Genomic DNA, 24,824 nt, shown 5'->3' on the forward strand with positions numbered 1-24,824 from the left:
GGTCTATCCTAATTATGATTTGTCCATTTAGTTCATCTTTTAATGCGAACCCAATTGTTTACTGTCTATTTCCAATACCATTAATCCCCGAAAAAAAAAAACCCAAAGGGTCTGTCTAGTTGGAGTTAGCTTTCTTCATCTGCCATAGGATCAAAACGGAAACGATTTAAGTCGATTCGATCATTTCCGTCAACTTCCACACCTTCTCTTAGCAGTGAGGTTCTCTGGAAAAGTCGGGACTCTTCATTCTGCAGCACAATTTGCCCCTGCGCATTGACGATTCTATGCCAGGGCAAGTTGTACTTCGCACTCATGCTATGAAGTATCCGCGTGACTTGTCTGGCTGCACGCGGACTTCCTGCAGTCGCAGCCACTTGGCCATAGGTCATAATTTTGCCAGGCGGTATACTCTTCATGACGGTTAAGGCTTTTTCAGTAAAAGTCTGCATTCTCTTCATCCATTCCACTAACTTTGTGATTTTGCTTATTTCTTTTGATCTTTCACTTCTTCCAACAAAGTTCCATTTTTATAATCTGCAAGGAGCTCTTGTGCAAATTCATATAATGGCAGCTTTCCCGTATCCACATCCAGCCCACCGCTTTCAGCGTGCCTGCATTTATAATACTCTACCATTCGTCCGATCAGCTCTTCAAGCCCCTGAACTGATTGTTCATTTTCATACTGCAAAGGCCGCGACAAATCGATGCCTTTTGCTTCGTTCAGGTAGAGAAACTTCATCTGATCTAAGTTGTCAACCGCTTGATCGAATAGCTGCTGATTCTTGTCCAAACGATAAAAATTTCTCCAAAAAACGAAAATTTCCTTAGCAACCCCGAGTTTTTTTGCTCCACGGGAAGCATTCAACCCTTCCACTACACAGATCTCATACATGATTTTTCTTAAAGACTTTTTATATTCTCGTTCTACAACACCTTTATATTGCATGTATCTCATCATTATGCCTCCCCGGAATAACTTTGATATTTATGCTTTTCTGTTTAAATGGCGATTTAGATATTTCGGTACCTTCGAACAATGTCACTGTCGTCCAAAGACACCAATTGATTGTAGGCTTGCTGGTCATATATTTGCTGTCCAATGTAGAAAACAGCTGGTTTACAATTGGAAATTCTTCTTTTAATTTCCCGCTCCCTGTTTGATTCTCCCAGAAAGTCGCCTCCCAGATGAAAAAAAGCGTAGTAGTTTTCTTCTCCCCACTCAGCAACTTTCAACAATAAGGTCCTCATGGTATTTTCGCTGTCCGCTTCGGACAAACTGCCTTCCAGATGGTAGTAAATGGTGTCTCCCATCGCCAATACATAGCATGCCGACACCAGTTTGTTTTCATGGTAGGCACCAAACAGATGAAGATTGGTGCCCATCGAACCAATCAAGGTTTCGAAATAATCATTGGTGAAGAAGTAATAACTGTCAGCCTCTTCTCTTCGTCTTGCGGCTGAATAATACAGCACCAGAAATTCGAACATATGACGCACGGTACCCAGCTTTTTCACTACCAGTTCTTCACCATTTCCAGTTTCTTCTGTGGGCAGCTGAGGGGTTTTCATCGGCACAAAATAATCCTTCAGCTTGATTGAAAATGTTTCATACAATGGAGAAAGCTTCAGATGGGCTTTAAAAAATTGCGCATTTTCTTTCAATGGATGAAAACGTATATATTCAGCAACAATTTTTTCGTTCTCACAATATTCAACAAACGCTTTTCTGAAGTTGGCAACCAGATCCACACCATCTTTCTCTGCTTTTAAAATCGGCCCCCCATAACCGAAAGGAGTTGTAACATCAAAATAATGGCTGTCTTCATCGTTTACCTGCCTCTTAATAAAAGGATAAGCAACCTCTCCATCATCATCCTTATAGTAGAAGAGCAGAGCTTCTCCAGGATCTAATTTCAAAGCGCTCAGAAAATACTGGCTGGTATAGTAAATATCCGAAATTTGTAAAATATCAAGAACCTTTTGCCAACGACTATGCTCTTGTATTGATATCAGCTCATACATACATTCCACCCCTGCTTCACCTAGAAAATCATTTGAAAACTGTCTGCATTTGATTCTCTTTTTTTCTAATATCTCTATTTGTTCCATTGGCTGCAGTTTTTGCTGCCTCAGCAGTGAATATCATAAGAAGACTTAAAATGAGTCCAGCAGCTGCCGCTATGGCTAGGCCCAGCATCAGCCCCTCTTGACTGACACTCTCCTTTTTATTTTCGGCTGAAGCCTGTGAAATAACACTGACATAATCTGCTTTTAATGAATCTCTTACCTCATTCTGGAAGACAAATGCCATTGTATTAGCAATTAGTGCTGATTGTTGGCTGTCATCAGATGAAACGATGACTGTTAACACCGGCGAGTTATTGGTATAGTCCACATGGATTTGTTTCAAAAGATCGCTGGTAGAAATTTTCAAATTCAGATCTTTTTTTACTTGCTCCAATATTTTTGCGCTTGTGACAAAGCTTGCATAAGCCTCGATAGTTTGAGCATCTATCCGATTGCTTTCCACTGCCAAGTGCGGAATAGCAGATGCAGACTCTTCAATGAGCAATTGACTCGATGCCTGGTAATCCGGATCAAGAATAAAAACAAAAACGACCCATACTGCAAACATTAGAAGAAGTGTGAAAGCGACCGCTAACTGGATTTGATTTTTCAAGCTTTTACGTAGCTGGATTGTTCCTTTCTTACCGGTCATCAGGCTCGCCTCCCCTAATCGAAAAAAATGGGTTTTTAGAATTTATTTCTAAAAATTCAGATTATTATAGTTCATTTATATCATATTTTTTTGGTTCAATCTACACTTTCGAGGATATTTTTTAAATTATTCTCGAAAAACATAAGTCATTAGTCTAAGTAAATAAATCCTTTTATAAATATATCCTCTTTTTTAGGCACTTAAACCTAATAATAATTTTTTAAGGAATAATACTTTAGTCTCTCTTTTTTTTGCGAATGTTGCTTATAACTAGCTTGCTATATGAGTTGAACTTGAGAATCATCATTTCGTCCACCGCTCTGGACACTTTGGGCATGTCTTACACGATAAGCCCGTGGACGCGCCGGCACTGAGAGATTTACATAACAAATATAAGCTTGTGTTTTTTCACTAACTTTCTAGCAGCTGTTTTGCGGAATATCGGCAATGAAAGATCATTAGTTCAACTTACACAGTTCCATAAAAACTTTCACCCCGACTGAATTTTTTGGTGCCATTTCGGCTCTCAACCCCCGTATAATTTTTCCCAACAAAAAAAGCATCCCTCATTTTACTGAGAGATGCTTTAACTGCTACTCTTTCCACAAACCGATAATGCCATTTCTGCGATAAATAATTTCTTTCGACTCGAGCGCCTTTAGAACTTTGGTTAAAGTTTGATGTGAAATATTAATGTCTGTGGTAATTTCTTTTATCGTTTTAAAAAGTACGCCCTCTGGTGAAGCATTTCTGAGGAAATACTGCATGAATTTTTCTCCAATTTCTGCTGTTTTTTCAGTTTCTGATGAAAAATATTCACGGCATTCATTAAGTATTTTTTCTTCCGAAAAAATCTTTGTTTTACTGTACAATCGATTTTCCATTACTTTCATCTAACCACCTCCAAAAATTACAGCCTTTCGGCACATGCTTATCATTTATATACCCTTTCCGTTTAAAAAATATACATACTATTTAAATTAATACTGATAATTCCAAAATTAATTATTAATATCCATTATTAGGATATTAAATCACTTTTAAAAATTCAAAAAATACACACAAAAAAAACAGAAAAAGAATTTCTTTTTCTGTTTTTTTGAATCAGGCCAAACTAATTTCCTTATTTTGTCATCGCATCTTCAATAAAATTCTTCAGCACATGGATTCCTGCCACACAATCCTTTAAGGAAGACCATTCTTTCGGATTGTGGCTGATGCCATCTTTGCTTCTTACAAAGAGCATCGCAACTGGAATAAAACGTCCAAGGTTCATCGCATCGTGTCCGGCACCACTTGGAATATATGTCGGTTCAATCCCGGTTTTTTTTAAGGAATCGGCCAGGCGATTTTGTAAATCCTCAGCGATTGGCACGGGCTGTATGCGTGTGTTCAGTTTAATGTTCGAAGAGACATGATGTTTCGCAGCCATTTTTTCTGCCTGTTCGACCAGCTGATCAATGAGGCGGTCTCTCGGTTCTTCGTTGATATCCCGGATATCAACAAGCATTTTTACTTTTTCTGGAATGACATTCGCTCCATTTGGAAAGACATCCAATTTCCCGACCGTCGCCACGGCTGTATCACTAATACCTTTTGGAAATTCAGGAATTGACTGGAGAAAATCTGCTGCCGCTACGAGGCAATCTTTTCTTCCGATCATCGGTGTATTTCCTGCGTGTCCGGCTTCACCAACAAATTCTACTTGGAGCCAAGCAGGACCCGCAATGCCACTGACAATTCCGACAGGCTCATTTGCTTTTTCCAGTTTTTTTCCTTGTTCAATATGCACTTCCACGAACAATTCCAATTCGCTAATATCCCTTTTAGCCGCCTTGAATGCATCCAGCGTACTGCCATAATGCGCCAAAACCTGTTCGAGAGTTTCTCCATTGTAATCCCGGAGCTGCGCCATTTCCTGTTCGGAAATGGCACCTGTCATCGCTTGGCTCCCAGTTAATCCACTGTTGAAACGCGAGCCTTCTTCGTCGGAAAAAACAATGACTTCGTAAGGTTTTTCTGGAATATAACCAGTTTCTTTCCAGGACTCCACTACTTCCAGAGCCGACAAGACTCCAAGAGGCCCATCAAAATTCCCGCCATTCGGCACACTGTCAACATGGGATCCCGATGCGATTGCCGGTACCTTGTTTTTGCCTTCTAACCGAGCAGTAATATTGCCAGCTCCATCTTCTGAAACCGTTAAGCCTGCTCCAACCATCCATTTTTTAACCAAATTTTTCGCTTCTTTTTCTTCGTTTGAAAAACCTGGGCGTTTTACGCCGCCAACCTGTACAAAACCGATCTGGGACAATTCAAACAACCGTTTTGCAATACGCTCTCCATGGATGCCTGAATGGTCAAGGCTGTTATCATAGTCTTTCATTAACTCTTCATATAAAGGATTATCATGGTTTACTGGCATAGTTTCCTCCTTGTTTTTGATTGGTGACATGGTGCACTTTACTTAGTCAAGAATGCCCATGCATACTGTGCGTAGAGTTCAGCACCTGTAGCCATGGCATCTTCATCAATATTGAACTTTCCATGGTGATGTGCCCACTCTGTATCTTTTTCCGGATTTCCGCTTCCGACTAATGCAAAGCTGCCTGGCACTTTATCAAGGTAAAACGAAAAATCTTCTCCACCCATAGTCGGTTTTTCGTCATAAATAGAATCTTCACCAAACGCTTCTATGGCAACTTGCTGCACCAATTGTGCACTTTCAGTTCCATTGATTACGGCTTGTGTCCCTCTAATGTATTCAACTTCTGCAGTTCCGCCATATATCGCAGCCGTATGGCCAGCATACACTTCTAGCTGTTGCTCAATATGGTCTCGTGTCGCAGGGTCAAAGCATCTTACTGTGCCTTCGATCTCCGCATTTTCAGCGATGATGTTAAAGCGGGTTCCAACAACCATCTTTCCGACAGTTACAACCGCCGCTTGTTGGGGATCGATCGTACGGGAGACGACCGATTGCACATTCATGACAAATGAAGAAGCGATGATTGCCGCGTCGATGCAGGCTTGCGGAATCGCTCCGTGCCCTCCCTGTCCTTTAAAACGCACTTTAAAAATATCTGCCGAAGCAAATGAAGCCCCTGGATTGCAGGCAACCGTATTCGAAGGACTTTGAGACCAGATGTGAATGCCGAAAACATCGTCGACACCTGCAACGGCACCCTGTTCAACCATCGCCTTAGCGCCAGTCGCCACTTCCTCGGCAGGCTGGAAAATGAATCGGACATTTCCTGAAATCTCTTCTTTCACGCTGGCTAAAGCTTTTGCTGCTGCCAATAGCATCGAAGTATGCGCATCGTGTCCACAGGCATGCATCTTGCCAAGTTCTTTAGACTTGTAAGGCAAATCCACATTCAATTCCTCAACAGACAAAGCATCCATATCGGCGCGGAGAGCGACGGTTTTCCCTTCGCTTCCACCTTTAAGCTCTCCGATGACGCCAGTCGGTTCTGTTTTGCGTGCTTCGATCCCAAGCTCTGTTAAATAATCATAAACAAACTGAGTGGTTTGAAACTCTTCCCACGATAATTCCGGCTCGCTATGAAGCTTACGGCGGATTCCGATCATTTCTTCGCTATTTTCTTTTATGGCATTTTTTATGGTTTGGTTGATCACGTTAGATTCCCTCCAGTTCTATAGGAAGCCGACGAAAATACCGGCCAATATGACAGAAACGATGGTCACTGTGATGAAGCCGGCTACCAGCATCGGCGGCAGCATATGGCTGGTCAGGACTTCGCGTTCTTCTTCATCTTTTGTCAGTGAATTGATAACTTCGACGGTAATGATATAATCTGCCGGGAATCCATAGAGTGCCGTCAAAGAAACAGCAAATGCCATCTCTTTGCTGACTTTAAGGAGTTTTCCGATGATGAAAGAAAAAATATACATACCGATTACGCCAATGACGATACAACCGATCAATGGGTAAAGAATTTCCAGCATCATGCTTGGAGTGGCATTTTTTAAGCCGTCGAAGATATAAAGCAATAAGCCCATGATTGCGAATCCGAAACCGTTGGCTTTTTGCAGCGGGTGGCGTTCAAGAAAGCCGATGCTGCGTCCGATAACACCAAATAGCAAGCACAGGACGAACGGACTGATCTCCACAATTGGGGCAGCAAGCGTCGATGTCAGGTAAGCCAAGTAGCCAACCAATGCCAAACGGAAAAACTTAAAGAAATCAGTATTGTATTTTTCTGGCATGTTCGCGAACATGCGTGGTTCCTTGACCGTTTTGCCTGTTGATCCTTTTTGTTCTCCAGGCAGTTGTTTTGCAGTTAGTTCATTGTTTCTGTATTTGTTTAACAAGTTTTGCCCTTCTCTTTTCAACATAATCGAAGTCAATGGATATCCCGCAAACCCCTGTACCACATAAATAACGATGGCGAATACGGCCAGAGTCGGAAGTCCAGCTGCAGCAGCCCCTTCCGACATGATTAATGCAGATACCAGTCCACCGACCAATGGCGGAATAGCCACTACGACCGTTTCAAAATCAAATAGTAAAATTCCGATGCTGAACAATGCCGCAATAATTCCTAAAATGCCTGATATGGCAATCAAAATTGTTTTCCATTGATTTTTCAACTCTTCTATAGACAATAAAGTACCCATATTCGTAATTAACAAATAAATGAGCATGACGGCCACTGTCGACGGAATACCCGCGATCGCCACTATTTCAGGAGGAAAGAATGTCCAATATCCCAGAAGGAACAGCACCCCACTGACAAATATTGAAGGAATCCACGCTTTGGTACGGGTGGAAATAGCCTCGCCGATAAATAATACAAAAATCAAAATTGTTAATGCCAGCATTTGCGCCATGTTTTATTCCTCCTTTTTGCTTTCGAAAATAGATAAGCTATCGCCTTCAAAACTTTTAACTGAAGATTTTCATAATGTTGCAATAATAGCACAATATCCTAGCATAATAAATAGAATAAAACGACTATTTCGAAATGATATTTAATTGAATAGATATTCATTTTTTTAAAATCGATCCTAGAGCTTCTCGTCCCGCATCAAGGTTCCCTGTACTTTTCCCAAAGATTTATGGACGGTTTGGAGTGCCTGCCCATAAACGTTTACCTGGCGAACATTAGAGGTATTTATTAGGATAACCGCAAATTAAAAGGAGGCGTCAATTAAATGAATGGCAAACATTATATCAATGGCGAGTGGACAGAAACGGGTGACGGAAAGATTGAAGTGACAAATCCGGCAACAGGCGAAGTTGTAGGTTCAGTTCCCAACGGAGGCGCAGAGGAAGCTACAGCAGCAATCGAAGCTGCCGCTGCCGCCTTTCCGGAATGGTCGAAGACGACAGCCTATCACCGTGCTGAACTGCTGATGAAATGGCATGATCTATTGCTTGAACATAAAGAGGAGATTGGGGAAATCCTGACAAAAGAAATGGGCAAGCCCTTGGCTGAAGCCATCGGTGAAATCGAATATTCCGCTTCGTTTGTGTCATGGTTCGCAGAAGAAGGCAAGCGCATGTATGGCCGGACCATTCCGGCAAGCAAAGAAGGTAAGCGGATCCAAATCAACAAACAGCCGGTCGGCGTTGTCGTCTCCATTACGCCATGGAATTTCCCAGCAGCGATGATGGCCAGAAAAATGGCTCCTGCTCTTGCAGCGGGTTGTACATTTGTTGCCAAGCCGGCAAAAATGACGCCTTTAACTGCCGTTAAAATGTATGAGCTTGCCATTGAAGCTGGATTCCCTAAAGGCGTCATCAACCTGGTGACCGGCAGTGCCAGCAAAATTGGCAAGGTGTTCACCAGCCATCCGGATGTCCGCAAACTGACGTTTACAGGATCTACTGAAATCGGCAAGGAATTGATGAAGCAAGCTTCCGAAACCATGTTGAACCTGTCTCTTGAACTGGGCGGACATGCCCCCATCATCGTTTTGGAGGATGCGGATATGGATTTGGCCGTTGAAGGTGTCATGGCATCGAAGTTCCGGAATGCTGGACAGACCTGTGTCTGCGGCAACCGGATTTATGTGCAGCAAAGCATTCTGGAAGAATTCTCACAGAAACTCCAGCAGGCTGCAGGCAATCTGAAGGTCGGCAACGGAATGGACAAAGGCGTCCAAATTGGTCCTTTGGTCGATAAAGACGGCTATGAAAAAGTTGAGAAACATGTCCAAGACGCTATTGAAAAAGGAGCCAAAGTATTGGTTGGCGGAGATGGCCGTTCAAAGAACCATGCCTATTTCTATAATCCAACGGTTCTGGTCAACGCCACACCAGATATGTTGGTCATGAACGAAGAAACTTTTGGTCCTGTAGCTCCGATCATGTCTTTTGAAACCGATGAAGAAGCGGTCAAATTGGCAAATGATACGCGCTTCGGATTAGCGGCCTACTTTTTCACAGAAAGCATGTCCCGCGGCACGTATTTATCCGAAAATCTCGATTATGGGATTGTCGGCTGGAACGACGGAGCTCCTTCTACAGCGCAGGCTCCATTCGGTGGAATGAAAGAAAGCGGCGTAGGACGTGAAGGTGGGCAGGAAGGATTAGAAGCATTCCTGGAAACCAAATACATTTCTATAAAAGTCTAAGAAGAGTACTGGCAATTTAAAACAAAAAAAGAAGCAGTCCGGGAAAAATCCGGACCGCTTCTTTTTTGTTTTATACAACTGTTTCGCCTATTTTAATTCCTGTGGAAGAAGGTCTTGTGGCCAGGCATTCATAAAGCGGGAATTTCTCTGCTAATTGGGCAGCTATTTCTTGTTCACGCCCTTTTTCTACAGCGATGAACAAAGAAGGCCCTGCTCCACTGATTGCCGAACCAAAGGCGCCCAATTCAACACAGCTCTGTTGAATGGCATCAAAATCAGAAAATCTGTTTTTGCGGTAAGGCTCATGGAAAACATCCTTCTGCATCATACGTCCTGCTGTTTCCCAGTCGCCTCTTACTAAAGCAGCTGACATGACATTGCCGGCAGCACTGCCGCGTATAGCGGTTTTATGCGCTAAATTTTCCGGCAGCAGGTTCCGTGATTCCGTTGTCAGAAATTCGGTGGGAGGAACGAGAATGACCACACCAATCTCCACTTCCGGAACATGGACGATTTCCAACTCTTCCTCATCAAAATAGGAGATTGTCAGACCACCAAGCAAGGACGCAGAAATATTGTCAGGATGACCTTCCATTTCTGTACCAATTCTCAATTTTTCCTTCATGGGCAACTTTAATCCGATTAACCGGTCTGCAATTTCAATTCCTGCAGCAATTGCTGATGCGCTGCTGCCAAGGCCTCTGCCTAGCGGGATTTCAGTATCCACCATCAATTTCGCACTTGGCAACGGACGCCCGTATTTGTCTGCCACGGCTTGTGCAGCGACGACAATCAAGTTGTCGCCACCGCTTGCTATGTGCTGATAGCCTGGATTTTTATATTCGACCAGCCAGTCGGCAGCCGGTGATGCATGAACGAACATATGAAGATCCAATGCCAGACCGATCGAATCAAATCCAGGACCCAGGTTAGCCGTTGAAGCAGGAACGGTCACTGAAAATTCTTTCCAGCTCATATCTTCACTCCTTTTTTAAGATCCTCCCAAAAACGTTCCATGTCTTCTGGAACAAGAAGTGCTTTGTGCTGATTAACCGAAATCGCTGTTTCAGGATCTTTTAATCCATTGCCTGTCAGAACAGCAACCACTTTTGATCCTTTTTCGAGCATACCGTTTTCCACCTGCTTTTTGATGCCTGCAATGGATGCGCACGATGCCGGTTCTGCGAATATTCCTTCAGTGGAGGCCAATAGCTGATAGGCTTCCAAGATTTCTTCGTCTGTCGCCGCTAAAATGGTGCCGTTTGATTCGTCGAGGGCATTAAGCGCCAACTGCCAGCTTGCCGGATTGCCGATGCGGATCGCGGTTGCGACAGTTTCCGGATTTTCCACGACTTTATTGTTGACGATCGGTGCTGCGCCAGCTGCCTGGATACCCAAAAGTACTGGGCGTTTTTCGCCGGTGCGCTCTGCATATTCCGTGAAGCCTTTCCAGGATGCTGAAATGTTGCCGGCATTGCCGACCGGTAGTGCGAAGACATCCGGCACCTGGCCCAATTGGTCAATCACTTCAAAAGCGATGGTTTTCTGTCCTTCCAGACGGTAAGGGTTGACGGAATTGACCAGCGCGATGCCGGCTTCCTGGCCCACCTCACGAACCATCTGCAAAGCTTCGTCGAAATTGCCTTTGATTTCAAGAATTTCTGCTCCGTACATTTTGGCCTGCGCCAGTTTCCCAAGCGCGATGCGGCCTTCCGGAATGACAACGATAGTCCGCATGCCCGCTCTTGCGCCATAGGCAGCTGCAGAAGCGGATGTATTGCCGGTAGAAGCACAAATCAATACAGTCTTGCCTTCTTCCTTGGCTTTGGCAACAGCCATCACCATGCCACGGTCTTTGAATGAACCGGTTGGGTTTGCTCCTTCCAGTTTTACATAGAGGTCAATTCCCCACTGTTCTGATAATTTTTCCAGGTGTACCAATGGTGTATTGCCTTCCTGCAATGTCAGTGAAGGTGTATTTTCAGTAATGGGAAGCCATTCTTTATGCTCTTCAATCAATCCTTGCCATCTCATGCTGTTTCCTCTCCTTCTATGCGGTAATGGCTGATGACGCTCGCCGTTCCTTCCAAATCATTCAATACGTCCAAATGCTGCTGCCGTGAAATTCGATGCGTCAGCAGCACCAATTCAGCTTTGTCATCACCTGCGGCAGGTGATTGCATGACAGATTGGATGCTTGCCCCGTGTTTGCTGTAGATAGAAGTCATTTTTGATAAGACACCGACTTCATCATTCACCAGCAGGCGGTGGCAATATTTTGCAAACCGCTTCGCTTCTGGTTTTATGACACGTTCATGCTGTGCTGCGTGTGCCCGTTTTCCATTAACGCCAAGCTGCAGATTGCGGCAGGCAGCGATGATATCAGAAACTACCGAAGTCGCAGTCGGCAATGAGCCGGCCCCAGGGCCATACAACATCGTCTCGCCTACGGCATCCCCATAGATGTATACGGCATTAAATTCATTATTAACAGATGCCAGCGGATGTGAGTTTGCCAGGAAGATCGGTTCTACCGAAACTTCGATTCCGTCTTCATCTTTAGTTGAAGAACCGACCATTTTCATGGTATAACCAAACTTATTCGCCAGCTCCAGATCTCCATCGCGGATTTCTTTCATGCCTCTTACCAACACATCGTCCAGGTGAACTTCAGTCGAGAAGGCCAGTGAAGACAGGATGACCATCTTCCGCGCTGCATCGATACCATCGACATCCGCTGAAGGATCTGCCTCGGCATAGCCCAGTTCAGTAGCTTCTGCCAACGCGTCTTCGTAGGTCATATTTTCTTTTTTCATTTTTGTCAGTATGAAATTTGTCGTGCCGTTGACGATCCCCATCAAGCTGGAGATTCGGTCAGAAGCCAGGCCATCTTCCAGCGTACGAATGATCGGTACTCCGCCGGCGACACTTGCCTCATAGAAAAGATCGCATTTTTCAGCGTCTGCCAACTTCAACAATTCGTGGCCGTATTCTGCCATGACGTCCTTATTGGCCGTAACGACCTGCTTGCCCGCTTTGAGCGCTTTTTCGATGGCTGATTTGGCGCCATCCATGCCGCCCATCACTTCAACAATGATATCGAGAGAAGAATCATTCAATATTTCTTCTATATCCGTCGTGAATACACTCGGATCTAAACTCGAAAGCCGGTCTTTGTTTGCATTTCTGACCAATACCTTCCGGATTGAAACTTGGGCACCTAATTTATGATGCAAATCCTGCTGATGCTGCTGGATGATTTTAGCAACTCCGCTGCCCACCGTTCCAAGGCCTAATAATCCGATTGAAATTTCATTTTTCATTGACGATTCCTCCCATGGTGTGTACACTGTGAAAAAACAGCTGTTTTTGTCATAGGGACATTATAGTATTATATCTTGGTTAAAACAACCCTTTTACAGACTATTAAAAAAGATGGGACTTGATTGGATGAAAGTGAGCAAATTTGGCGGTACTTCAGTAGCTAGTGCGCAACAGATAAAAAAAGTGGCCGCAATCGTTAAAGCAGAGCCTTCCCGCAAGATTGTCGTCGTCTCTGCTCCAGGCAAACGATTTGATGGAGATGTAAAAGTGACGGACCTGCTGATTAACCTGTCAGCCGCAGCACTCCGGGAAGAATCAACAGATGCTGCACTTGCCAAGGTGGTGGGACGATATTCAGAAATCGCTGATGAGTTAGGACTGGGCAATGACATCAAAAAAGTCATCGAGACAGACCTTTTAAACCGTCTTCAAGCAGATAAAAGCTCTCCCCCTCTTTTTGCAGACTCAATTAAAGCAAGTGGCGAAGATAACTCGGCGAAGTTGATTGCTGCTTATCTGACTTCGATTGGTCTCATTGCCGAGTACGTCAATCCGTTTGATGCCGGTTTGTTTGTAAACGGCTTGCCGGAGCGGGCACAGGCCCTTCCCGAGGCCTATGACCGATTGGCAGATCTGCGCAATAAAGAAACCATCACCGTCTTCCCAGGCTTTTTCGGCTATACAAAAGAAGGCGTACTGCGGACATTCGAGCGTGGTGGATCAGACATTACCGGTTCGATCCTGGCAGCAGCAGTCAAAGCGGAGCTGTATGAAAACTTCACTGATGTTGACTGTGTTTTTGCTGCGAACCCGCGTGTCGTTGAAAACCCTGTCGAAATCGAAGAAATGACATACCGCGAAATGCGCGAGCTTTCGTATGCCGGATTTGCGGTTCTTCACGATGAAGCTTTGATGCCTGTATTTAAAGCGGCTGTTCCTTTATGTATCCGCAATACCAATAATCCGGCTGCGCCTGGAACAATGATTGTCGCAGACCGCGACCATTCGCTGCGTCCCGTTACAGGCATCTCTGCCGACAGCGGCTTTTCGACGCTCTACGTCAGCAAATACTTGATGAACCGGGAAATCGGCTTTGGCCGCAAACTGCTGCAAATACTGGAAGACGAAGACATTTCCTATGAGCACATTCCGTCCGGCATCGATAATCTGTCCGTTATACTGCGCAGCCATCAATTGACGTCCGATAAAGAGCAGCGCATTGTTGACCGGGTGAAATCGGAGTTGCAGGCGGACGATGTCCATATTCGAAATGATTTTTCAATGATCGTTCTGGTAGGTGAAGGCATGAACAATACGAAAGGCCTTACTGCCCGCGCAGCAAATGCATTCGCCAGAACTGGCGTCAATATTGAAATGATCAACCAGGGATCTTCCGAAGTGAGTTTGGTCTTCGGCATCCTGAAACAAGATGAACAAAAAATATTGAACGAATTGTATAAAGAATTCTTTGAACCCGCCATGGTTCATTAATCTGCACTCCCCATCTTTAACTCTTGAGCCCATCAGCTCAAGAGTTTTTTATTTATCTCTATATAATTATCAGAAAATTGTGATATTATGGAATTATTCTGAGAGGGGGAAAATTGATGGCTGGTATTATCAAGCCGAATTCAAAGCTGTATGTAATGGATAACGGCACATTAAGCATGGATAAGAACTACATGATTTCAATGCACAACCCGGCAAGTTTACAGAATCCGAATCCACCGGGTGAGATGGTGACATTTCCGGTCTACACCGTATTAATTGACCATCCCGAAGGCAAAATCCTCTTTGACACCGCCTGCAATCCGAATTCGATGGGTGCAGAAGGCCGCTGGGGAAAAGTGACACAATCCCTGTTTCCGATCGACATGCCAGAGGAATGCTATTTGCATCACCGGCTGGAGGAACTGAACGTCCGTCCTGAAGACATCAAATATGTGGTTGCTTCCCATCTCCACCTGGATCATGCCGGCTGTCTCGAGCTGTTCACCAATGCAACCATCATCGTCCACGAGGATGAATTGAATGGCGCATTGCAAACATATGCCCGAAACACCAAGGAAGGGGCATATATCTGGGGAGACATTGATGCCTGGATCAAAAATAACCTGCAATGGCAAACCGTCAAACGGAGCGAAGACGGATTGCAGCTTGCCGAAGGCATCAAAATTCTGAACTTTGGCAGCGGCCATGCATGGGGAATGCTCGGACTGCAAATTCAACTTCCGGAAACTGGTGGAATCATTCTGGCTTCCGATGCCATTTATACAGCAGAAAGCTTTGGCCCACCGATTAAACCGCCAGGCATTTTGTATGATTCTGTCGGCTATACCTCAGCCGTCGAAAAAATCCGCAGAATCTCAAAAGAAACCAACTCGGACGTCTGGTTTGGCCATGACGCCGATCAGTTCAAGACCTTCCGCAAATCGACTGAAGGCTATTACGAGTAACTGATGAAATGCATTATGAGTTTTGATAGATTATCCTCCAAAACTCAAAAGCCCTTCGCCAGGGACTGGCAAAGGGCTTTTATCTGTTTCAAGTCCATTTTTCAATAACAGGTCCGTGATCGCCATAGACAGGATCCTTTTTCGGCAATGGCGTATTTTGTATATCCTCCAGCACATAAGGGCGTTCTCCCGATTCGCCAGTCTTCAGGTTATAGGAGACGCCCCCAGGATAAGCTCCGACAATTTTAAAGTCATCGCTGGCTTCCAGCTTTTTATGGCCCGTCCCCACAGGAAGCAGCACAACATCGCCCGCTGCTACTGTTATCGTTTCACCCTTCTCGCCGCCAATCTGTAAAATGGCTGATCCGCTGCGGACACCCAAGACTTCGTGCGTGTTGCTGTGATAATGGTGATACTCAAAAACACCACCGGTCCAGCTGTTTGTCCAATCGTGGCTGTTGAATGCCGTTTCAATTTCTTCCGGATCTTCTTTAAAAGCAGCCGGATACAAAATCACTTCAAGTGAAGGGTTGTTCGGAATTGCTCCATCGTCTTCAAATCGGTAAAATTGTGGTTTGTCCATGCTGTTCAGCTCCTTGTCGTTTACGGAACTTTACCCGGATGGTGATACATTAATCGTCAATTCCCTAAATCAGTCTAGTGTATCGATGAATTTTTCCAATCGATTCATGCCTTCTTCGAGCACAGCCATGCTATAGGCATAGGAAATCCGCACAAACCCTTCTCCATATGCCGTGAATGCCGAGCCCGGCACTGCTGCTACGCCCCCCTCTTTCAATAAACGCATAGCGAATTCAAAAGAAGTCATACCGAATTTCTCAATCGAAGGGAAAATATAAAAGGCGCCTTTTGGCAGAACCACATCAATGCCCATTCCGGTTAAGCGGCTATAGACAAAATCTCTGCGCTGAATGTATTCTTTATTCATCTCAGCAGGAATATGGCGCTGGTTCTTCATTGCTTCGAGTGCAGCGAATTGACCTGGCACAGAAGCACAGATGGCATTGTACTGATGAACTTTCAAGACATGCTTCATGTACATTTCCGGCCCCAAGACAAAGCCAATTCTCCAGCCGGTCATCGAATGTGATTTTGATAGGCCATGGACAAGGAATGTACGGTTTCGCAATTTCTCAAAACGGGCAAAAGTGGAATGCTTTTCGCCGTATGAATTTTCGCTGTAGATTTCATCAGTGACGATAAAAATCTCATGCCTCTCCAGCACGGCAGCCACCTTTTCAAGCTGGGCGGATTCCATCGTGACACCCGTCGGATTGGATGGAAAGTTCATCAAAACCGCTTTGGTGCGGTCGGTGATCAAGCTTTCCAGACGCTGTGGATCTGGTTGGAAGCCGGTATCCGAAGTATCCAGATAAACTACTTTTCCTCCACATAGCTTAATGATGGGCTCGTATCCCGGATAAGCCGGCGCAGGCAGAATAACTTCATCGCCTTCCTCCAAAATCGCCCGAAAAAGGGAATCCAGTCCTTCACTTGCGCCATTGGTGACGATGATTTCTGTTTTTGGGTCGAAGTCCAGCTCATACGTATCCCGGAAAAAAGAAGCTATTTCCGCTCGCAGCTGGAGTAAGCCCGCGTTATGTGTATAGCTGGTTTGATCGTTTTTGATCGCTTCGATACCGGCTTTTTTGACAGCCTCAGGTGTTGGGAAATCAGGCTGTCCAATTGTAAGGTTAATGGCTTCCGGAAAATCGATCAATTGATTTGAAAACTGGCGTATGCCAGAAATTTGAATCGACTCGATCCGGCTGTTGATTGAAATGCTCATGAGTGACAACCTTTCTCTGGTTATAAATCTTCGTTATTCATAAAGTCCCGGCAGCCATAAAGACAGGGCTGGAATGAAAGTGATGATCAACAGGCAAACGACCATCGAGAACAGGAACGGCAGGACGGCATAGGCGATGCGCTCAAAACGCACCCCCCCGACGCTCGAAGCCACAAACAGATTGACTCCAAGCGGCGGCGTAACAAACCCGATTGCCAAGTTGGCCACAAGGATAACACCGAAATGAACCGGGTCCACACCAACGGTCACCACAATCGGCAAAAGAATCGGCGTCAGGACGACCAATGCCGAAATGGTATCGATGAACATTCCGACTACTAGAAGCACTAAATTAATTGCCAGCAAAATGACCAACGGATTGCTCGACAAAGCAATCAAATAATCGGAAATTTCTCCCGGAATCTGTTCGATGGTCATAAAGTACGCAAAAGATACCGATAAGCCGATGATGATCATTGTCGTGGCGTTAATGACGATTGCCTGCCTAAAGCTTTCATAAAGATCCTTCCAGGATAATTCCTTATAAACGAATTTGCCGATAATTATAGCATACACTACTGCCACAACGGCAGCTTCCGTAGGCGAAAAAACGCCGCCATATATTCCGCCAAGAATGATGACTGGAATTAGCAATGCCCATTTCGCATCCCAAAAGGTTTTTAGTACATCCTTGAATACAATAGAGGTTGCTTCTCCAGGCTCAGGTTTATATCCGCGCTTTTTGGAAATTAAATATGCTGTAAGAAGCAGGCCTCCCCCAATAATGAACCCCGGAATGATGCCTGCCAGGAACATGCTGCCAACAGAGACGCCTCCGATAACGCCATACAGTACAAATGGAATACTCGGCGGAATCATAACGCCGATAGACCCTGCAGAAGCCGCAACGGCTGACGCAAATCCACCGTCATAATTCCGGGCAATCATCGCCGGAATCATAAAGCCGCCAATTGCCGCTACAGTAGCCGGGCCTGAACCTGAAATCGCTGCAAAAAACATACAAGCAACAATTGTCACCATGCCCAAGCCGCCAGTCATCCAACCGACTAAAGCCGTAGCAAACGCTAACAGACGTTTAGAAACCCCGCCTTTGCCCATAAGAATTCCCGCAAGCATGAAGAATGGAATTGCCAGCAATGGAAAAGAATCCAACGAAGTAAACGCTTTTTGGGTGATGATGCTCAGCGGCAGAGTCGTACCGAAATAGATGGCCGTCAAGGCAGAGACACCCAGTGCAATCGCAATTGGAACACCAATAAATAAACAGACAAATAAAGTGCCGAATAATAGAGCTATTGTCATACCGGAAGGTCGCCTCCCTTATGCATCTCGTAATCGCCTTTCCAGATTTTGAACAATTGCTGGATCAACCTGATGCACATGCCGATACCACCCAAAGGAATAGCCAAAAATGGGATCCACATCGGCAGCTGCATCGCAGGAGTAACCTGACCATTGGATATACTGCTTAACACGAGATCTGTACCAAAATAAGCCAAGAACAAGGCCATTGCAAACCAAATGGCCAATGTGATAGTTTCCAAAATTTTTCTTGGCAGCCCTTCGAAGCGTGTGATGAATGCTTCTACACGTATATGCTCACGCAATTTCACGGCATAGCTCGCTCCTATCCAAACCTGGAAAATATGTATATAGCGGGCCATTTCTTCCGTCCAGCTTGGGGCATCGGAAAAAACATAGCGCCCAACAACCTGCCCGAAGATTAAAGCCACCATCACCACTAATGTAAGGACCAAAAATGCTTCTTCCGCCTTCTCAAATTTCTTGATCATTGGTGCACTTCCTTTCTTCAAGAGAAAATTTACTCAATGGAATATCTTTCTCTTTCACTGATTGTAAAATCAGGTGAAAATGAAAAATCAAGGAATTTCTTCCTTGATTTTTCAACTGTCATTTTCACTTATTCTTCATTTGCAGCCAATGCCTGATCGATAACATCTCTGCCGATCTGATCTTCGTATTTCGTATATACAGATTCTGCAGCTTCACGGAATAGGTCGCGCTGCTCATCCGTCAAATCGTTGACCTGCATGCCTTCCGCTTTCAGCTGATCAAGAAATTCAGCATCTTGCTGCTGTGCCAATTCACGCTGTTCCGAGCGGAACTCTTCAGATGCTTCCATCATTAATTCCTGAAGATCCTCAGGCAGGCCGTTATAGAAATCATTGTTCACTAACAAGGCCGTGGCTGCATAAACATGTCCCGTCAATGTCAGGTAATCCTGCACTTCATAGAACTTATTTGTGTAATAAAGGGAAATCGGGCAATCCATTGCATCATAAGTGCCTTGCTGAAGTGCTGTATAAAGCTCCCCAAAGGCGAACGGGGAAGCGTTTGCACCGAAAGCGTTGAACGTATCCGTATGCAGCGGGCTTTCTAATGTCCGCATCTTGAGTCCTTCCATATCTTCCGGGGATTCAATCGGTCCTTCATTATTGGAAACGTGGCGGAATCCATTTTCGCCGAAGACCAGGCCTTTCATGTCGTTGTTTTCAAGGTCAGCCATTAATTCCTGGCCAAGTTCGCCGTCCAACGCCCGGTATGCCGCTTCATTGTTGTTGAACAGGAAAGGCAAATCAAATACCTGGAATTTTTCGTTAAATGAAGCCATTGCTGCTACGGCTGGTATTGTCATCTCGACATTTCCAAGCTGTACCGCTTCAATCGCTTCACGGTCCGACCCGTACAATTGGCCATTCGGGTATAGCTCAACTTTTAAACGGCCATCCGATTCGGCCTCAAGTTTTTCTTTAAAGGCCACTGCCGCGATGTGGGAGGATTGTTCTTCCGGCACCAGGTGGGCCAGGCGGATTGTGTAGGTGTCTTCACCCGTTTCGCCTTCTTCTGTAGTCGTCGTTCCACTGTCAGGTCTGCCGCAGGCTGATAAGATAATTAATCCAATAAATAGTAGTCCGAGTAGTTTTTTCATAGTTCCTCCTGTGTTATGTATTTCAGCAGCCGGCTTTCAATATTATCCAAATGGATTGCCAACTGCTGCTTGGCTTTGGTCAGATTGCCTTCTTGAATTGCATGGAAAATGGATAGATGTTCTTCATATGCTTTTTTTGCGCTGTCAGCCGCTGTATCCGATAACAGCAAAAATGCCCTGCTGCCGCCGCTGTTGATGCCTTTTATCATTTCCTTCAAACGGTTATTGGTATGGTTCTGATACAGGAAGGAATGAAATTCCTGATCCAGATCCATAAATTCCACAACTCGCTTTGCCTGTACGGCGAGTAATTGATGATCTACATTCTCCTTGATTTGCTGCATCACAGGCTGTTGATCTGCCTTCGACAGATTTTCAAGTCCATGGATTTCCAACAACCTGCGAAGTTCCATTATTTCGATGACATCCTGATAAGTAAAAGCTGCGACCACTGCAGGCCTTGGTTTTCTCAACTCGATAAGCGCATCAGCAGCCAGTCTTTTTAACGCTTCTCTTAAAGGTGTTCGACTGATCCCAAGTTCCAGCGCCAGCTTTTCTTCCGGCAGCTCCTGCCCCGGTTTCAGCTTTCCGGTAATGATCATTTTTTTGATGTACTCATATGCCTGATCTGCCAGCGTGGCTTGTTTTACGATTTTTTCCATAATTCCTCCCCTCTACATAATTAGTTCACACAGTGTATACTGTATACAGAAAGTATAGAATAGACAGATTCGTTTGTATAGTAAGAATTCTAATTTTCTAATAACTTTTAAAGATTTTTATTGGTCATCAGTAATATAAAATTGCAAGTATCTCCACAACTTTTTTTATTTAAAGGAGCCTTATTTATATGACAAAATACTGGATCACGCAATTGCAAATCACATTAAAAGCAGACCAATGCTCAACTAGCGTCAGTGAATTATACCGGCATAGCCACGACGAATCCGACCATGCCCCTGTGGAACCGGAAGTTGTCTGCTTTCCAGAATCCACTGAAGATGTTATCGCCATCATGAATATTGCCCGTGAAGCTTCTGTACCTGTTACCCCATTCGGCGTTGGTTCCGGCTTGGAAGGTCAAGCCATTCCCTTGGGCGGCGGCATTTCAATCAACTTTGAACGCATGAACCAAATTGTGAAATTTTCACCGGAGGATTTATTGGTCACGGTCCAACCCGGCATAACACGCCTGCAATTAAACAGCATCATCAACCGTCACGGCCTGCAATTTCCGATCGATCCTGGCGCAGATGCATCAATCGGCGGAATGGCAGCCAATAATGCCAGCGGAACGACCGCTGTCCGCTATGGCGTCATGCGCGATCAAATTATGGATTTGGAAGTCGTTTTGGCTGACGGCACCCTGCTGCACACTGGTACAAAAGCCAAAAAATCGTCTTCTGGTTACCATTTGACCGGTCTGTTCACCGGATCAGAAGGTACGCTCGGCATCATTACCGAAATCACCTTAAAACTTCACGGGATTCCGGAACATACCATCGCTGCCAGCTGCACATTCGAAACACCACATGAATGTGCCGAAGCGGCGCATTCGATCCTGCTGAGCGGCATTGCTGTCCAGCGCATGGAATTTGTGGATGCTTACAGCATCGCGAAAGTGAATGTTTATGGAAATTATGGACTGCCCGAGAAGCATTCTCTTTTCTTTGAGTTTGCTGGCATGAAGGGTGCAGCGGAAGAAGAAGCTGCCATGGCACAGGAACTGATGACCGATATGAATTGTGAAAACTGGCGGGTTGCGGCTGATTCGGAAGAGCGTGCATTAATTTGGAAAGCTCGCCACGAAATGGCATACGCTTACCGGCATCAAGCCGGAATGACGATTACGGGAGGCGATGTCTGTGTTCCGATTTCTAAACTGCCCGAATTGATCGATTATGCCCGTGAACTCATTGCAGCAAGCGGATTGGAAGGTGGAGTTTTGGGTCACATCGGCGATGGTAATTTCCATACTTCCATTGCTTACGATGCCAAGGACCCGGCTCAGCAGCTTGCCGCTGAGGAGATTAATGAAAAACTTGCCTACCGCGCCATCGAACTGGAAGGTACGTGTACGGGTGAACATGGCGTCGGACTCGGCAAGATGAAATACCAGGATGCTGAACATGGTGCAGCCGTTGCTGTTATGAAGAACATGAAACGTATGCTGGATCCCGATAACCTGCTCAATCCAGGAAAGATTTTCGCATAAAAAACCAGCTGGAATCGATCCAGCTGGTTTTTTATTTGTATCAGGGAATGTGTAATCAGAAACCGAGCCGTTCTCTGACACTTGCCGCATAATTTTGACTGACCGGCAAAATCGAGCCGTCTCTAAGCGTCAATTGATAATTCGACGCGATGTCACGGGAGATTTCTTCTATATAATTGATATTCACGATATAGGAACGATGGATGGGCAGGAAACTATCAGGCAATTGATGCTTCAGGTTTTTTAAGGTATGGATAGAGCAATAAGTTTCGTTATCCGTATAGAACCAGGTTTTCTTCTGGCTGCTTTCAATATGGGAAACCATATCGACCGGAACCGGCCGCCATGATTCATCGATTTTTCCTGTCAGAAATCGGATCGGCTGTTTTTTGCGGATCAGGTAATCGGGCGGCAGGATGATTACCAGCACTCCTTCTTTGTCGCTAAGCCTTATCGGGTAGCCAATACCATAATAGGCTGTTCCCAAAATCGACTCCTCGACAAACATCTCGATTCGCTGCCCTTCCTTTTTGGCACGTGCTGCGATACTGCCAGGCAATACCGGTTGGCCTTCCTGAATCTGCAGATCATAGACGCCCGCTTTATAGTAAGTGTAGTTGCCCTCCACAGCAATCGCAATCGATGCTTCTTTTGGAATCCAATCCCCAATAATAAACCCCATTTGCTCCAACATACTGTTTTCCATACCCCGACTCCCCTTCCAAATGTGTTTGTTTCGCTTTAAAGATCAATGGTGGTTGATTCTTCATCTCAGCTTTATCGCCAAATAATCGCTTTTGTCGCTGAATAATCCTTTTCGTCCTGTTTACGAGACAGTTAGAATTTTCTGTTATATATTAATATACATCAAAACAAACTGTATTAATACAGTTACTCTAATTTTTTTCTCAGAAAGGGATGATTTTTTTGTTGACTAAATCGAATGTGACCATAAAAGGTGAAGAAGTTCCGGGAATGGAGACCATTTTAACTCCTGAAGCTTTGAATTTCATTGAAAAACTGCATACTAATTTCGATCAGCGCCGAGTTAAACTTCTAGAAAAGCGCCAAACGCGCCAAAAGGAAATTGATTCTGGAAAAAAACTCAATTTCCTACCTGAAACCAAACACATTCGAAATAACAACTGGACCATCGCCCCTCTTCCGGAGGACATGAAAGACAGACGCGTCGAAATTACGGGTCCGACCAACCGGAAAATGCTGATCAATGCCTTGAATTCAGGAGCCAAAATGTTTATGGCGGATTTGGAAGATGCCACAGCACCGAATTGGTTTAACGTCATTGATGGCCAGGTGAATTTACGTGATGCAGTCCGGCGCCAGATTGACTTTGAAGCTCCGGAAACCGGCAAGAAATATGCCTTGAATGAAAAAACAGCTGTTCTGATGGTTCGTCCCCGCGGATGGCACTTGATGGAAAAGAACATTCATATTAATGGACAGCCGATTTCCGGAAGTCTTGTCGACTTCGGATTATACTTTTTCCACAATGCGCAGGAATTGATTGATCGTGGAACCGGCCCTTATTTCTACCTTCCGAAATTGGAAAGCCATTTAGAGGCGCGCCTCTGGAATGACGTTTTCGTCTTTGCGCAAAATGAACTGGCAATCCCACAAGGCACAATCCGTGCAACCGTATTGATTGAAACCATTCTGGCAGCATTTGAAATGGATGAAATCCTGTACGAATTGCGTGATCATTCTGCCGGCCTAAACTGCGGCCGCTGGGATTATATCTTCAGTGTCATCAAACGGATGCGCAATCTCCCGGAATACATTTTCCCGGATCGCTCACAGGTGACAATGACCGTACCGTTCATGCGTGCCTACACGCAGCTGTGCATCAAGACCTGTCATAGACGGAACGCACCAGCTCTAGGCGGCATGGCTGCCCAGATTCCGGTCAAAGGAAATGACGAAGCCAACGCCGCTGCGTTCCAAAAAGTCGCGGAAGACAAACGCCGCGAAGCAGTAGACGGCCACGACGGTACTTGGGTTGCACATCCTGGAATGGTCGCAATCGCGATGGAACAATTTGACGAACATATGCCGACTCCTAATCAGATTGATAAAAAACGTGAAGATGTCCACGTGACCGCTGAACAATTAGTTGAAGTTCCGACGGGTACGATCACCGAAGAAGGCCTTCGCTCCAATATTTCAGTCGGCATTCAATACATCGCTTCATGGCTGTCCGGCAACGGTGCCGCTCCCATCAATAACCTGATGGAAGACGCTGCTACCGCTGAAATTTCCCGCTCTCAAGTGTGGCAATGGATTCGCCATCCGAAAGGGATTCTGGAGGACGGACGGAAAATCGACGTTTCTTTATTCCATGAAGTTATCGAAGAAGAAGCCGCCAAGATCCAACAATCGGTCGGCGAAGCCAGATATTCATCCGGAAATTACGCGGAAGCCCGCGAGTTGTTTACAAATCTTACCTTGCAAAGTGATTTTGCTGAATTCCTGACACTGCCTGGGTACGAAATACTAAACTAAACTATTGGAGGAGATCATGATGAAAAACACACAGACTTACGAGACTCGTTCAAAAAAAGAATGCCGGGAATGCGGATGCGAAATCAAAGAACAACGCGAATCAATCATCTATGAATGCGAACGCTGCATCGGAAATAAAGAAGAATAGAGTTGAAGAGAGGATGACCCATTAATGGGTCATCCTCTCAGAGTGTTGAGAAACCCAT

24 protein-coding genes are annotated in these 24,824 nt (G+C 45.1%); 6 read left to right on the forward strand and 18 right to left on the reverse strand.

All coding sequences use genetic code 11. The features are described from left to right. Nucleotides 1-125: 125 nt before the first annotated feature. The 8 genes from J7I83_RS07625 to J7I83_RS07660 form a co-directional block, all read right to left on the reverse strand. Nucleotides 126-449: an MGMT family protein gene (locus J7I83_RS07625; protein ID WP_215100082.1), complete on the reverse strand. Its 324-nt coding sequence runs from the start codon at nucleotides 447-449 to the stop codon at nucleotides 126-128. 35 nt (nucleotides 450-484) lie between these two features. Next, entirely contained in the window at nucleotides 485-955 is a 471-nt protein-coding gene (locus tag J7I83_RS07630) for a hypothetical protein (RefSeq protein ID WP_215100083.1), read from the reverse strand. A 56-nt stretch (nucleotides 956-1,011) separates the two neighbouring features. Next, on the reverse strand, nucleotides 1,012-2,022 hold the full coding sequence (locus J7I83_RS07635) for a GNAT family N-acetyltransferase (protein ID WP_215100084.1): 1,011 nt from the start codon (nucleotides 2,020-2,022) through the stop codon (nucleotides 1,012-1,014). Nucleotides 2,023-2,050: 28 nt separating this feature from the next. Next, nucleotides 2,051-2,719, reverse strand: a complete 669-nt coding sequence (locus J7I83_RS07640) for a YveK family protein (RefSeq protein ID WP_215100085.1) — start codon at nucleotides 2,717-2,719, stop codon at nucleotides 2,051-2,053. Between the two features lie 593 nt (nucleotides 2,720-3,312). Next, the gene (locus J7I83_RS07645) at nucleotides 3,313-3,612 is read right to left on the reverse strand and encodes a replication/maintenance protein RepL (protein WP_215100086.1); all 300 of its coding nucleotides are present in this window, start codon (nucleotides 3,610-3,612) and stop codon (nucleotides 3,313-3,315) included. Between the two features lie 230 nt (nucleotides 3,613-3,842). After that, a complete protein-coding gene (locus tag J7I83_RS07650) occupies nucleotides 3,843-5,144 on the reverse strand; it encodes a M20 family metallo-hydrolase (RefSeq protein WP_215100087.1) in 1,302 nt (433 codons plus the stop codon). A gap of 38 nt (nucleotides 5,145-5,182) precedes the next feature. Next, nucleotides 5,183-6,310: an amidohydrolase gene (locus J7I83_RS07655; protein ID WP_215100129.1), complete on the reverse strand. Its 1,128-nt coding sequence runs from the start codon at nucleotides 6,308-6,310 to the stop codon at nucleotides 5,183-5,185. Nucleotides 6,311-6,376: 66 nt separating this feature from the next. After that, a complete protein-coding gene (locus J7I83_RS07660; protein ID WP_215100088.1) occupies nucleotides 6,377-7,573 on the reverse strand; it encodes a hypothetical protein in 1,197 nt (398 codons plus the stop codon). 324 nt (nucleotides 7,574-7,897) lie between these two features. Here J7I83_RS07660 and J7I83_RS07665 point away from each other — a divergent pair, with 324 nt between their 5' ends. After that, a complete protein-coding gene (locus J7I83_RS07665) occupies nucleotides 7,898-9,322 on the forward strand; it encodes an NAD-dependent succinate-semialdehyde dehydrogenase (RefSeq protein WP_215100089.1) in 1,425 nt (474 codons plus the stop codon). Nucleotides 9,323-9,392: 70 nt separating this feature from the next. On the opposite strand, the gene thrB is transcribed toward J7I83_RS07665, so the two are convergent. Genes thrB through J7I83_RS07680 form a run of 3 tightly spaced genes read right to left on the reverse strand, consistent with a single transcriptional unit; the run spans nucleotide 9,393 to nucleotide 12,645 of the window. After that, on the reverse strand, nucleotides 9,393-10,298 hold the full coding sequence (gene thrB, locus J7I83_RS07670) for a homoserine kinase (protein ID WP_215100090.1): 906 nt from the start codon (nucleotides 10,296-10,298) through the stop codon (nucleotides 9,393-9,395). Continuing rightward, nucleotides 10,295-11,356: a threonine synthase gene (gene thrC, locus J7I83_RS07675; protein ID WP_215100091.1), complete on the reverse strand. Its 1,062-nt coding sequence runs from the start codon at nucleotides 11,354-11,356 to the stop codon at nucleotides 10,295-10,297. Before thrC ends, thrB begins: the two co-directional genes overlap by 4 nt. Then, nucleotides 11,353-12,645, reverse strand: coding sequence for a homoserine dehydrogenase (locus J7I83_RS07680; protein ID WP_215100092.1), 1,293 nt, complete (start codon nucleotides 12,643-12,645; stop codon nucleotides 11,353-11,355). Before J7I83_RS07680 ends, thrC begins: the two co-directional genes overlap by 4 nt. 127 nt (nucleotides 12,646-12,772) lie before the next feature. On the opposite strand from J7I83_RS07680, the gene J7I83_RS07685 reads away from it, so the two are divergent. Beyond that, on the forward strand, nucleotides 12,773-14,137 hold the full coding sequence (locus J7I83_RS07685) for an aspartate kinase (RefSeq protein WP_215100093.1): 1,365 nt from the start codon (nucleotides 12,773-12,775) through the stop codon (nucleotides 14,135-14,137). A gap of 116 nt (nucleotides 14,138-14,253) precedes the next feature. Beyond that, on the forward strand, nucleotides 14,254-15,102 hold the full coding sequence (gene ahlS, locus J7I83_RS07690; RefSeq protein ID WP_215100094.1) for an AhlS family quorum-quenching N-acyl homoserine lactonase: 849 nt from the start codon (nucleotides 14,254-14,256) through the stop codon (nucleotides 15,100-15,102). Nucleotides 15,103-15,190: 88 nt separating this feature from the next. On the opposite strand, the gene J7I83_RS07695 is transcribed toward ahlS, so the two are convergent. The 6 genes from J7I83_RS07695 to J7I83_RS07720 form a co-directional block, all read right to left on the reverse strand. Then, nucleotides 15,191-15,685, reverse strand: coding sequence for a cupin domain-containing protein (locus tag J7I83_RS07695; protein WP_215100095.1), 495 nt, complete (start codon nucleotides 15,683-15,685; stop codon nucleotides 15,191-15,193). 69 nt (nucleotides 15,686-15,754) lie between these two features. Further along, complete coding sequence (locus J7I83_RS07700; protein WP_215100096.1) at nucleotides 15,755-16,912, reverse strand: aminotransferase class I/II-fold pyridoxal phosphate-dependent enzyme; 1,158 nt, start codon at nucleotides 16,910-16,912, stop codon at nucleotides 15,755-15,757. A 33-nt stretch (nucleotides 16,913-16,945) separates the two neighbouring features. Next, nucleotides 16,946-18,235: a TRAP transporter large permease gene (locus J7I83_RS07705; RefSeq protein ID WP_215100097.1), complete on the reverse strand. Its 1,290-nt coding sequence runs from the start codon at nucleotides 18,233-18,235 to the stop codon at nucleotides 16,946-16,948. Next, entirely contained in the window at nucleotides 18,232-18,726 is a 495-nt protein-coding gene (locus J7I83_RS07710) for a TRAP transporter small permease (RefSeq protein WP_215100098.1), read from the reverse strand. The genes J7I83_RS07705 and J7I83_RS07710 overlap by 4 nt, the downstream gene beginning before the upstream one ends. Nucleotides 18,727-18,854: 128 nt before the next feature. After that, complete coding sequence (locus tag J7I83_RS07715; RefSeq protein WP_215100099.1) at nucleotides 18,855-19,883, reverse strand: TRAP transporter substrate-binding protein; 1,029 nt, start codon at nucleotides 19,881-19,883, stop codon at nucleotides 18,855-18,857. Beyond that, complete coding sequence (locus J7I83_RS07720; RefSeq protein ID WP_215100100.1) at nucleotides 19,880-20,545, reverse strand: GntR family transcriptional regulator; 666 nt, start codon at nucleotides 20,543-20,545, stop codon at nucleotides 19,880-19,882. Before J7I83_RS07720 ends, J7I83_RS07715 begins: the two co-directional genes overlap by 4 nt. Before the next feature lie 188 nt (nucleotides 20,546-20,733). Here J7I83_RS07720 and J7I83_RS07725 point away from each other — a divergent pair, with 188 nt between their 5' ends. Then, entirely contained in the window at nucleotides 20,734-22,098 is a 1,365-nt protein-coding gene (locus J7I83_RS07725; RefSeq protein ID WP_215100101.1) for an FAD-binding oxidoreductase, read from the forward strand. A gap of 55 nt (nucleotides 22,099-22,153) precedes the next feature. Here J7I83_RS07725 and J7I83_RS07730 read toward each other — a convergent pair whose 3' ends face one another. Beyond that, nucleotides 22,154-22,804 (reverse strand): LytTR family DNA-binding domain-containing protein, encoded by a 651-nt coding sequence (locus tag J7I83_RS07730; protein WP_215100102.1) that lies wholly within the window; start codon nucleotides 22,802-22,804, stop codon nucleotides 22,154-22,156. A 212-nt stretch (nucleotides 22,805-23,016) separates the two neighbouring features. Here J7I83_RS07730 and aceB point away from each other — a divergent pair, with 212 nt between their 5' ends. Together aceB and J7I83_RS07740 are read left to right on the forward strand one after the other, a co-directional pair. Then, the gene (gene aceB, locus J7I83_RS07735; RefSeq protein WP_215100103.1) at nucleotides 23,017-24,618 is read left to right on the forward strand and encodes a malate synthase A; all 1,602 of its coding nucleotides are present in this window, start codon (nucleotides 23,017-23,019) and stop codon (nucleotides 24,616-24,618) included. Between the two features lie 19 nt (nucleotides 24,619-24,637). Then, a complete protein-coding gene (locus tag J7I83_RS07740) occupies nucleotides 24,638-24,766 on the forward strand; it encodes a YhfH family protein (RefSeq protein ID WP_215100104.1) in 129 nt (42 codons plus the stop codon). Nucleotides 24,767-24,824: the final 58 nt, after the last annotated feature.

The sequence above is a fragment of the Planococcus sp. ISL-110 genome (assembly GCF_018613575.1).
Classification (GTDB): domain Bacteria; phylum Bacillota; class Bacilli; order Bacillales_A; family Planococcaceae; genus Planococcus.